The organism is Agathobaculum desmolans ATCC 43058 (assembly GCF_000701665.1).
GTDB classification, from domain to species: Bacteria; Bacillota; Clostridia; order Oscillospirales; family Butyricicoccaceae; genus Agathobaculum; species Agathobaculum desmolans.
Map to the genome: position 1 here is coordinate 1 of NZ_JNJN01000064.1, position 10,971 is coordinate 10,971.

10 protein-coding genes and 1 riboswitch are annotated in these 10,971 nt (G+C 55.8%); of the genes, 7 read left to right on the forward strand and 3 right to left on the reverse strand.

Translation table 11 applies throughout. The features are described 5' to 3' along the window. On the reverse strand, positions 1-251 hold a 251-nt coding region (locus T363_RS0112740; protein WP_242840282.1), incomplete at its 3' end, for a transposase. A gap of 88 nt (positions 252-339) precedes the next feature. On the opposite strand from T363_RS0112740, the gene T363_RS16150 reads away from it, so the two are divergent. The 4 genes from T363_RS16150 to T363_RS14755 all read left to right on the forward strand — a co-directional run bounded on the left by T363_RS16150 (position 340) and on the right by T363_RS14755 (position 4,105). Then, positions 340-501, forward strand: coding sequence for a hypothetical protein (locus T363_RS16150; RefSeq protein ID WP_154658812.1), 162 nt, complete (start codon positions 340-342; stop codon positions 499-501). Positions 502-534: 33 nt separating this feature from the next. Then, a complete protein-coding gene (locus tag T363_RS0112750; protein ID WP_031476422.1) occupies positions 535-1,290 on the forward strand; it encodes a MobA/MobL family protein in 756 nt (251 codons plus the stop codon). A gap of 274 nt (positions 1,291-1,564) precedes the next feature. Next, entirely contained in the window at positions 1,565-3,187 is a 1,623-nt protein-coding gene (locus T363_RS0112755; RefSeq protein ID WP_031476423.1) for a recombinase family protein, read from the forward strand. After that, positions 3,188-4,105 carry a nucleoside recognition domain-containing protein gene (locus T363_RS14755; RefSeq protein ID WP_051643276.1) on the forward strand — a complete coding sequence of 306 codons (918 nt, stop codon included), beginning with the start codon at positions 3,188-3,190 and terminating at the stop codon, positions 4,103-4,105. Between the two features lie 60 nt (positions 4,106-4,165). On the opposite strand, the gene T363_RS0112770 is transcribed toward T363_RS14755, so the two are convergent. Both T363_RS0112770 and T363_RS0112775 read right to left on the reverse strand, forming a co-directional pair. Beyond that, positions 4,166-5,425 carry a 2-hydroxyacyl-CoA dehydratase gene (locus T363_RS0112770; protein WP_242840283.1) on the reverse strand — a complete coding sequence of 420 codons (1,260 nt, stop codon included), beginning with the start codon at positions 5,423-5,425 and terminating at the stop codon, positions 4,166-4,168. Then, the gene (locus T363_RS0112775; RefSeq protein ID WP_031476426.1) at positions 5,403-8,363 is read right to left on the reverse strand and encodes an acyl-CoA dehydratase activase; all 2,961 of its coding nucleotides are present in this window, start codon (positions 8,361-8,363) and stop codon (positions 5,403-5,405) included. The genes T363_RS0112770 and T363_RS0112775 overlap by 23 nt, the downstream gene beginning before the upstream one ends. Positions 8,364-8,589: 226 nt before the next feature. Beyond that, a riboswitch (SAM riboswitch) is annotated at positions 8,590-8,694 on the forward strand. A gap of 81 nt (positions 8,695-8,775) precedes the next feature. On the opposite strand from T363_RS0112775, the gene metK reads away from it, so the two are divergent. The 3 genes from metK to T363_RS0112790 all read left to right on the forward strand — a co-directional run. Next, positions 8,776-9,960 carry a methionine adenosyltransferase gene (gene metK, locus T363_RS0112780; RefSeq protein WP_031476427.1) on the forward strand — a complete coding sequence of 395 codons (1,185 nt, stop codon included), beginning with the start codon at positions 8,776-8,778 and terminating at the stop codon, positions 9,958-9,960. Between the two features lie 27 nt (positions 9,961-9,987). Beyond that, complete coding sequence (locus tag T363_RS0112785) at positions 9,988-10,596, forward strand: sugar O-acetyltransferase (RefSeq protein ID WP_031476428.1); 609 nt, start codon at positions 9,988-9,990, stop codon at positions 10,594-10,596. 104 nt (positions 10,597-10,700) lie between these two features. Continuing rightward, the coding region (locus T363_RS0112790; protein WP_031476429.1) for a helix-turn-helix domain-containing protein at positions 10,701-10,971 on the forward strand (271 nt) is incomplete at its 3' end.

The following is a 10,971-nucleotide window of genomic DNA, read 5'->3' on the forward strand; positions in this document are numbered from 1 at the left end:
TGAACCCATTGATACAATAGTCTATCTTGAATACCGGCCTCGATTGCCACTGACACACAGGATTTCCCGGACATTACTTGGGATACTAGTTCTAGCCGTTCTTCTGGTGTCCAGTTCCTATTGAAATTTTTGTGTTTCAGTGCTTCTGGACCGCGGCTATCCTCTGTTCTTACCCATAGTCTCACTTTATCTCGAAAGGATTTATCGCTAATACCTTCTGGCGTTTCTGGCCATTTTCCTTCTCGATACATTTCTACACATTTCCTTTTATACTCATATGTGTACCGCATAATAATACCCCCTCTACTGGGTGTCCAGTAAAGGGGGTACATATCAGCTATGGTACTCCGGTTCTTTCCGGAACTGGAAAAAGCGGAGCAGAGCGAGCTTGACCGATTTGAATGCATCATGGACGCACTGGCGGCATCGCCGAAGCAGATGCAAATGCTGGAAACGATAGCGGCAGAGCGACACAACATCTCAGAAGTGTGCAATGTGTAAGTGGACACGGAGAGTCAGAAGGAAAGTGATGTTATGGCGAATTATCATCTTGAGATCAGTACCGTTAGTCGCAGGCATGGACAGTCGGTGACGCGACTGGCGAACTATATCACTGGCGAATGTCTGCACGATGACTATCTCGACACTACCTTTTACACCCGGCGCAGCGATGTGCTGGACTGCCGGATTTTTCAGCCTTCCCATGCCCCTGATCACTTTCACGATTTGCAGGGGCTCTGTACGGCAATTGAGCAGGCGGAGAAGCGCTGGGATGCCCGCACGGCACGGCAATTCAAGGGCTCGCTGCCGAACGAGCTGCCGCTGGAAGAGTTGCGGCGAATCGTGGCGGAATTTATCGGCTGTTGCTTTTTAGATCACGACCTGTGCGCAATCGCCGCAATTCACGAGGGTAGAAACCAAACCGACCCGACGCGAAACAACCCGCACGCGCACATTATCGTGCCGACCAGAACGATCGAGGCAGCTGGTTTCAGCTGCAAAAAGGATCGGGAGTCCGACAAGCTCGAGTATATTCATCGCTGGCGTGAACGGTGGGCGGTTGTGCAAAATGCCGCTTACGAGCGCAACGGTTTGGATGTGCGCGTCAGCCACGAAAGCCTACGGGATCAGGGCATCAATCGTCTTCCCATTCCTCACCTTAGCCGTATCGATTGGCAGAAAGAGCGGCAGGGCGAACGCACCCCCGCCGGCGATCGGAAACGCGAAATCGAAGCACATAACCGCACGGTGGCGCACTCTGTCAAACGCAATATGTCGCGCAAGCGGTAGCAATGTACTGCAAATACGCGCAAGCGCACGCATATATTTTACAGCAGAACCCATCGGGTGGATGACCATACAGAAGGGAGTGTCAACGATGAACCAATCCCCCACACCAACCCGTTCCGAGCTGTCCGAGTCCTTACTGCTCGCGTTGCTCGAGAACATCATTGCCGCGCAGTTTGAGCGCGAAGTATCACGCTCGTAATCCTGCTTTGACAGCCTTGCGCTGCGGCGGTGTGCGGCTGTCCGAACACGACTACACAGGAAAGGAGTGAAAACCATGGCATGCAGCAAGCCTAAATCGCGCGCGGTGCTTTACATGCGCCTCAGCCACGATGACAACAGCCAAAGTGAAAGCGAGAGCATCCAAAACCAGCGTAAGCTGCTGAGAGATTACGCCCAAAGAAACGGATTTTCAGTCGTGCGGGAATACATTGATGACGGCTGGTCGGGCACGCGGTTTGATCGTCCGCAGTTTTTGGCGATGCTGCGTGATATGCGGGACGATCGGTTCGATGTCATCCTAGTCAAAGACCTCTCCCGCCTCGGGCGCGACTACATCCAAACCGGCAGCTATCTTGAGCTGATCTTCCCCGAACACGGTGTACGGCTGATCTCGGTCAGCGACGGCATCGACACCGCAAAAGCGGATATTGACCTCGCCCCTTTCCGCAATATGATCAACGAAATGTATGCGCGTGACACCAGCCGCAAGATCACCAGCGCGCTGCGTGCCAAAATGAAAGAGGGGCAATACATCGGCAATTTTGCGCCCTACGGCTACGCAAAAGACCCGAATGACAAAAACCACCTGATTCCAGATGACCATGCCGCCGCAATTGTACGGCAGATCTTTTGCTGGGCGGCGGCAGGCGAACGTCCAGCAGTAATTGCCCGGCGGCTAAACGAGTGCGGCGAGCCGTCGCCCGCAGTGTATCGATGCAATATCTATACCGCGCTCGATATCGATCGTTATAGCAAACACAAAGCATGGACATCGGTCGGTATCAGCCGAATTTTGTGCGACAAAGTCTATCTCGGCTGCGTTGTACAGGGCAAAACTCATAAACCTAGTCTCAAAATCCGCAAAACTAAGGAGCTGCCCGAGGAGGAATGGATTGTCGTGCCCGACCGTCATGAGCCGCTTATCAGCTGGGAGACTTTCGAAACCGTGCAGCACCAACGCGCCGCACGGCGCTGCGACCGCAAGGGCGCGTTCGAAAACCTGTTCTCCGGTCTGGCGTTCTGTGCGGACTGCGGCAAAGCGATGTCAACGGTCGGCACACGGCGCAAAGGCTCCGTAGCAAACCTCGCGTGCGGTGCGTACAAGCTGCACGGAAAATCCGCCTGCACTAACCATTTCATCGCATACGAAGAGCTGTACGATTGCGTGCTGGGGGCGGTTCGTCAGTATGTATGTCTGACGGAACGAGAGTGTGACGAAATCTTCGACCGTCTGAACCGCCGTCTGCAGCTGGATATGCGCAGCAAGGAGACCCACCGCGAGCGGGAGCGATTGACGCGCGAACTCGAAAACACGCGCCGCATTATGAATCAGCTGTACCACGACCACGCGGCAGGGCGACTCAACGACGATACGTTCTATCAGCTGCTCGAAACGAACAATACACATGCTGCACAGCAGGAAGCCGCGCTCCGGGCTCTTCCGAACGAAGAGAAGGACGCAGGACTGCAAGCGTTGCAGGCGCGACTGCGCAATCTTATCCGCCGCTATGCCAACATCGAGGAGCTGAACACGACGCTACTGTTTGAGCTGATCGAGCGCATCGAGGTCGGGCAAGGCAAAACCGTAAAGACCGAACAGGGCAAACAAAAGCAGCAGACGGTCAAGATTTTCTTCCGGTTTCTGCCGGAGCCGCATATCGCGGAATGGATAACATAAATGGAATACGCAATTCTCTTGCGTATTCCATTTTTACATATCGGCGTGCGGTGCATTCTCTTCGCATCCACTTTTTACCCAAGCATGTGCATGGGCTTTGGCTGCAACGCCTGCGGTGTAATTGGCTGCCGTATCATCGATTCGCCGCGTGAGCGGCTGATCGCTGTGCTGACCAACAGCTTTGCGCCCTGCAACGGGCGGTTCCCGCTGCTGATTTTTTTATGCTCGGTATTTTTTGCGGGCAGCGCGGCGGGCGGTGCGCTGCTGCTTACTGCGGTGATCGCGGGCAGCGTGCTGCTGACGCTGGCGGTGTCCCGGCTGCTGTCTGCCACGGTGCTGCGCGGGATGCCTTCCTCCTTTACGTTGGAGCTGCCGCCCTACCGGATGCCGCAGCCCGGACCTGTGATCGTGCGCAGCATTTTGGATCGAACGCTGTTCGTGCTGGGGCGTGCGGCGGCAGTGGCGGCTCCGGCCGGCGTAGTCATCTGGCTGCTGAGTCATATCATGGTGGGCGATGCCTCGGTATTCACACACTTGACGGCATGGCTCGATCCCTTTGCACGATGGTTTGGGCTGGACGGTGTGATCCTGCTGGCATTTGTGCTTGGGTTTCCGGCCAATGAGCTGGTGATGCCATTGATCGTGATGGGCTATCTCTGCACAGGTACGCTGGCCGGGGTGGCTGACCCCGGTGCGTTTCATGCGCTGCTGCTTGCAAATGGATGGACGGCCTGCACAGCGCTGTGCACACTGGTATTTACCGTGGCGCACTGGCCGTGCTCGACCACCTGCCTGACTATCTGGAAGGAAACGCGCAGCGTCAAATGGACGGCAGTGGCGGCGCTATTGCCCACGGTGTGCGGATTGGGACTGTGCTTTGTGATCCGCACGGCCTGCACGATGTGTGGGATGGGATGAAAAAGAAAACAGGCGGGAAACACCGGTTATCGGGTTTCCTGCCTGTTCTTTTTGCGGGGCTTATTCTGCGGAGGACAGCATCAGCTTGATGCGGTTTTCCTGATTGATTTTGGAAGCGCCGGGGTCATAGTCGACCGCGACGATATTGGCCTGCGGATAGACCTCACGGATCTTGCGGATCATGCCCTTGCCGGCAATATGGTTGGGCAGACAGCCGAAGGGCTGCGTGCATACGATGTTGGTCACACCTTCGTGGATCAGCTCGACCATTTCGGCCGGCAGAAGCCAGCCCTCGCCCATTTTAACCCCTTCGCCGATGATGTCGCGCGCCTTTTGGCGAACCTCGTCAAACGGCATGGGGGGACGGAAATGGCCATCCTTTTTCATCAGCTTGATGATGTCTGCCTGCTTGCCCAGCACAAACTGATATACCAGCTTATAGAGGGTTGCGGTTTTCGGGTTGCGGCCATAGAGGTTGCGGTCGATTACTGCGTTGTAAATGCAGTACAGGCAGAAGTCCATAAGGCCGGGCAGCACAGGCTCGCAGCCCTCGGACAGCAGAAATTCTTCCAGATGGTTATTGCCAAGCGGGGAAAATTTAACGTAGATCTCGCCTACAATACCGACCAGTTTTTTTCTGCGGGTTTTATCCAAGCGGACTTTGCCGAAGGCTTCCAGCACATAGCGGTACAAGTGCTTGACCTCGCCGTAGCGGATCAGCCGCTCGCCGGTAAAGCGGGCGGTTACCGCATCCATGCAGATTTGGATGGCCTTATCGGTCGAGCCGGGAACTGCTTCGTACGGGCGGCACTGGTTCGCCACCATCATGATCAGATCGCCGATCAGCAGTGCATAGGCAACTTGCATCAGCATGGTTTTGGTGAGCTGGAAGCCGGGGTTCTCCTCCAAACCGGAAAAATTGAGTGAGATGACCGGAATAAAACCGTATCCGTTCTTTTCGAGCGCCTTGCGCATCAGGTGGATATAGTTGGAGGCGCGGCAGCCGCCGCCGGTCTGCGGCAGGATCAGCGCCAGCTTGTGCACATCGTATCTGCCGGATTCGATTGCATCCATCAGCTGGCCGATGACCAGCAGGGCGGGGTAGCAGGTATCGTTATGCACATTGCGCAGTCCCTGCTCGGCAATATTCGGGCCGCTGGTGTGCAGCAGTTCCATGTTGTAGCCGAAGTTGCGCATCAGCCGGCAGACCAGGCCAAGCTGGACCGGCAACATATTTGGCACTAGAATTGTATAATCCCGGTGCATTTCCTCGGTGAATTTGGGGCGTTCATAGGTATCAGCGGTTGTGTTGTTGTGCAAGTTTTCTGCCCTCCTCTACGGCGGCCAGCATACTGCGGATGCGGATTTTGGCCGCACCGAGGTTGCTGATCTCGTCGATCTTGAGCTGTGTATAAATTTTGCCGCCGTTTTCACAGATGGCGCGCATTTCGTCGGTTGTGATCGCGTCGATGCCGCAGCCGAAGGAAACCAGCTGGATGAGCTGTGCATTTTCCTTTTGCGTTACGTATTTGGCGGCGCCGTACATGCGGGAATGATAGGTCCACTGATTGAGTACATGCACCTCGGGCGCTTCGGTGAGCTGCCACACAGCATCCTCGGTCACGATGACCATGCCGAACGAGGCGATGAGCTGATCGATCCCGTGGTTGATCTCCGGATCGGCATGATACGGCCGGCCGGCGAGAACGGCGATCTCCAGTCCATGGGTATCTGCATAGGCGATCGCCTTCCGGCCTTCCTCGCGCACCTGCGCATAGTAATCTGCCAGTGCAAGGTAGGCGTCGTCTGCTGCGGCGAACACCTGCTTTTTTCGGAGCTGCGGATATTTGCCGCAGAAGTATTTGGCGGCATGCCGCGCAAACCGCTTGGGGTCGGACAATTCGAAGTAGGGCATCATAAAGTCCTGCTCCGCAAGTGCATGCACGTTGGCCTGCAGCAGCTCGGGATAGTACGCAACGACCGGGCAGTTGTAGCAGTTGGAGGCGCGGCCTTCGTCGATATTATAGGTCATGCAGGGATAGAAAATTGCATCGACACCCTTTTCCAGCAGGTTTTCGATGTGGCCGTGCATCAGCTTGGCGGGATAGCACACGGTATCCGATGGAATGGAGTGTTGCCCCAGCATATACATATCGCGGGTGGATACGTCGCTCAGCACCGGACGGAAGCCGAGTCGGCGCAGGAAAGTAGTCCAGAACGGCGTCAGCTCGTAGTTGTTCAGGCCGAACGGCAGGCCGACCGTGCCGAGCGGCGCAGGGGTGTCATCCGCCTCACCGTAGCTGCGGAGTTTTTCCAGCTTCCAGCGGTACAGGTTGGGCAGGTCGGCTTTGTGCGGCCCGCCGAGCGGGCGCTCGCAGCGGTTGCCCGAGATAAAACGCCTGCCGCCGCCGAAATCATTGATAGTCAGGCTGCAATGGTTTTCGCACAGGCCGCAGCGTGCCGCACGCACGGTATGGGAAAAGCCGTTCAGCACCTCTGTGCCGACCAATGTGGTTTGGGCGGGGCGGTTGTCCTTGGCGTGCAGTGCTGCACCGTAAGCGCCCATCAGACCGGAAATGGCAGGGCGTGTGACATCACGGCCGATCTCCTGCTCGAACGAGCGCAGGATCGCGTCATTCAGGAAGGTGCCGCCCTGCACAACAATATGCTGGCCGAGATCGTCCGGCGAGTGGGCGCGGATGACCTTGTACAGCGCGTTTTTGACCACAGAGACCGATAATCCGGCGGAGATCGCATCAATGCCTGCACCGTCCTTCTGCGCCTGCTTAACCGAGGAGTTCATAAATACCGTGCACCGTGAGCCAAGGTCGATCGGATGCCGGGCGAACAGGCCCAGCTTGCAGAACTCTTCGATCGAGTATCCCATCGAGCGGGCAAAGGTTTCAATAAACGAGCCGCAGCCCGAGGAGCACGCTTCGTTGAGCGAGATGTTGTCGATGCACTTGTTGCGGATCTTGAAGCACTTGATGTCCTGTCCGCCGATATCAATGATAAAATCCACATCCGGGCAGAAATGGCGGGCAGCACGGAAATGTGCGACGGTTTCGACCAGTCCAAAATCCACGCCGAACGCATTCTGGATGAGCGCTTCGCCGTAGCCGGTCACAGCGGAAGAAACGATATGTACCCGGTCGCCGCACAGCTCATACAGCCGGGTAAGCTGCTCGCGGATCACATCGGCCGGGTTGCCCTTGTTGGATTGGTAGTGGTGGAACAGGATCTGATGATCCTCTCCGATCAATACCAATTTGGTGGTTGTTGAGCCGCAATCGATCCCCAGATAAGCGTCCCCTTGGTATACAGTGACGTTTTCGGTCATCACATCGTGTACGCTGTGGCGGCGCTTGAAGGACTCATACTGCGCTTCGTTTTCAAACAACGGCGGCAGATACTGTGCCACGACCGGTGCACCTGCTGCCTGCTCTAATGCTTGCAGCAGGGAATCAACGGTGTAGGTTTTTTGTGTACCGGCTGCGTATTCGGCTGCGCCTGCCGCGATGGCGTAAGGCGCAAGGTCGGGGAAGTGGGCATGGGCATCGTCCAGCCGCAGGGTCTCCTGAAAACGCTTCTGCAATCCCTTAAAGAAGAACAGCGGCCCGCCGAGGAACAGGACGTCGCCCTTGATCTCGCGCCCCTGCGCAAGCCCGGCGACGGTTTGGTTGACAACCGCCTGAAAGATGGAGGCGGCAACATCCTCCTTGCGCGCACCTTCGTTCAAAAGCGGCTGGATATCGCTTTTCGCAAATACGCCGCAGCGCGAGGCGATGGTATAAAGGCGTTCCGCCCCCCCTGCGAGCTGGTCCAGTTCACCGGGGGTAACATCGAGCAGCACCGCCATCTGGTCGATGAACGCGCCGGTGCCGCCGGCACAGGAGCCGTTCATGCGTTCTTCCAACTGACCGGACAGAAACACGATCTTGGCATCTTCGCCGCCCAGCTCGATCACTACGTCCGCCTGCGGCACATGTACCCCAACGGCCTTGCGGGTGGCGAATACCTCCTGCACAAAGTCGATATCCGCCGCTTTGGCCACGCCCAGCCCGGCTGAACCGGTAATTGCGCAGCGCAGCGGAACATCTTCGCCGATCAGGCTGCGTGCATTGCGCACCAGCTCGACCGCTTTTTCGCGCACCTTGGAGAAGTGCCGTTCATAATGTTTGTGGATGATCTCTCCATCGCGCACCACAACGAGCTTGACCGTTGTTGAGCCGATATCGATTCCAACAGTTACGTTCATAGATCCTTTTTCTCTCCCATGGTATAACAATGTGCCTGCGGGCACAAAAATGCGGGTAAGCGATCCCTGCCGCGCCCGCGGGCGGCAACAGGGCAAATTCTTACTTATTTAATATACGCGCGAGCGTGTAAAATGTCAATCCGCATACAATCTCCACATTTACCGAATTTATCCCTTGACAAAAGCACGGTTTTTATATAAAATAATCCTCGTAAATAAATATATGACCTTATCGAGAGCGGTGGAGGGAACGGCCCTGTGAAACCCGGCAACCTGCGCGAAAAAGTCGCGTAAGGTGCCAAATCCGGCGTAAGAACACGAAAGATGAGGGGGCAAACTGGTCATTTCGCTCCCGTTTGGGGAGCGTTTTTTTATGCCCTCATGGCGAACAGAAAGGAAGGAAACACTGAAAATGGCACATCATTTTTTCACCTCGGAATCCGTGACGGAGGGACATCCCGACAAGATCTGCGATCAGATTTCGGATGCGATCCTTAACGAGATCTTAACGCATGATCCCAGCGCGCGCGTTGCCTGCGAGACCACCTGTACGACCGGTATGGTGCAGGTCATGGGCGAGATATCGACTACCTGCTACGTGGATATCCCGAAGATCGTGCGCGATACCGTGCGCGAGATCGGCTACGACCGCGCCAAGTATGGTTTTGACTGCGATACCTGCGCGGTGCTCACCGCGATCGACGAGCAGAGCGAGGATATCGCCCTTGGCGTGGACAACTCGCTCGAGCGCAAGGAAGGCGCAGAGGATGCCGATCTCGCCATTGGTGCGGGCGATCAGGGCATGATGTTCGGCTATGCGTGCGATGAAACGCCCGAAAAGATGCCGCTGCCCATTTCGTTGGCGCATAAGCTGGCCAAGCGCTTGGCTGAGGTGCGCAAGAACGGCATGTTTACCTATCTCCGTCCGGACGGCAAAAGTCAGGTCACGGTGGAGTATGACGAGGATAACTGCCCGGTGCGTGTGGATACCGTGGTCATTTCCACCCAGCACAGCCCGGAGGTATCCCTGCAGCAGATTCGCCATGATATGATCGAGCAGGTTGTGCGGCAGGTCATTCCTGCGGCGCTTTTGGATGAAAACACCAAGTATTTCATCAACCCGACCGGCCGTTTCGTGGTTGGCGGCCCGCAGGGCGACTCCGGACTGACCGGCCGCAAGATCATTGTGGATACCTACGGCGGCATTGGCCGGCACGGCGGCGGCGCGTTTTCGGGCAAGGATCCGACCAAGGTCGACCGTTCGGGTGCATATGCTGCGCGCTGGGTGGCAAAAAACATTGTGGCGGCGGGTCTGGCCCGGCGCTGCGAGATTCAGCTTGCCTATGCCATCGGCGTGGCGGAGCCGGTTTCCATTATGGTGGAGACGTTCGGCACCGGTACGGTGGCGGAGGATCGTCTGGCCGAAGCGGTGCGCCGCGTATTTGATCTGCGTCCGGCGGCGATCATCGAAACGCTGGAGCTGCGCCGCCCGATCTACAAGGCACTGGCTGCTTACGGCCATATGGGTCGTGAAGAGCTGGGCGTAAAGTGGGAGCAGACCGATAAGGTTGAAGAACTGAAAAAAGCGCTGGCCTGACTGACAGGCAGTTGGAGGCGGTATCCTGTGACCGAGGAAGAAAAGATTTTTGCAGGCAAGCTGTTTGACGCGCGCACACAGGAGCTGCGCGACATCAAGCACAAGGCGCATACGCTGTGCCAGAAGTTCAACACGATGGACGAATATGATCCGGCGCGTTTGCCGCTGGTGCGTTCGTTTATTGGAGCGATCGGGGAAAAGTATTATTTTCAGGGACCGATCCAGTTCAATTACGGTTCACATACGTTTATCGGAGAAAATTTTTTCAGTAATTTTAACCTGACGGTGATGGATGATGCCCGTATTTTTATCGGGGATCATGTGATGTTCGGGCCGAATGTTTCGCTGATGGCGACCGATCATCCGCTTTTACCGCAGGAGCGTACGCAGATGCGCTATCCGGACGGGCATGTGTCCATGTCCGAGTTTGCGCGGGAGATCCATATCGGCAGCTGCGTGTGGCTGGCCGCCAATGTGGTGGTGCTGGGCGGCGTGACCATTGGGGATGGTGCGGTGATCGGCGCGGGCAGTGTGGTCACGCGGGATATCCCGGCGGGGTATCTTGCGGTTGGGGTGCCGTGCCGGCCGCTGCGTCCGATTACAGAGGCGGATTCCAAAATGGATCTGTTGGTATGATGATCGTGTATATCCGTGTGCAATGCAAAAAGTCAGGCTGTATGATATGATCCTCCTAAAGTAGACCATGGAAAAAACCAAAATCTACTTTAGGAGGATTTTTTATGGGCAAAATAAAATTCACTCCAGAGAAGAAAATAGAAATCATAGAAGCGTATAAGTCGGGTAAGGTTGCCTATTCTCAATTACAAGATGTTTATGGAATGAATCGTGACGAGATATATAGATGGATATCCAAGTACGAAGCGAACGGTATTGAAGCCTTTGTAAGTGGAAACAGAAGGTATTCCAAGGAATTTAAGATTCATTGCATTGAAGAGTATCTTAGCGGAATTGGCAGTGTGGATGATATCGTAGCCAAATACAATATTTCAA

Bases quoted from the DNA above. Each gene is read 5' to 3' on its own strand.
- T363_RS16150 (WP_154658812.1), top strand. From the start codon at position 340: ATGGTACTCCGGTTCTTTCCGGAACTGGAAAAAGCGGAGCAGAGCGAG.
- T363_RS0112750 (WP_031476422.1), top strand. From the start codon at position 535: ATGGCGAATTATCATCTTGAGATCAGTACCGTTAGTCGCAGGCATGGA.
- T363_RS0112755 (WP_031476423.1), top strand. From the start codon at position 1,565: ATGGCATGCAGCAAGCCTAAATCGCGCGCGGTGCTTTACATGCGCCTC.
- T363_RS14755 (WP_051643276.1), top strand. From the start codon at position 3,188: ATGGAATACGCAATTCTCTTGCGTATTCCATTTTTACATATCGGCGTG.
- T363_RS0112775 (WP_031476426.1), bottom strand. From the start codon at position 8,363: ATGAACGTAACTGTTGGAATCGATATCGGCTCAACAACGGTCAAGCTC.
- metK (WP_031476427.1), top strand. From the start codon at position 8,776: ATGGCACATCATTTTTTCACCTCGGAATCCGTGACGGAGGGACATCCC.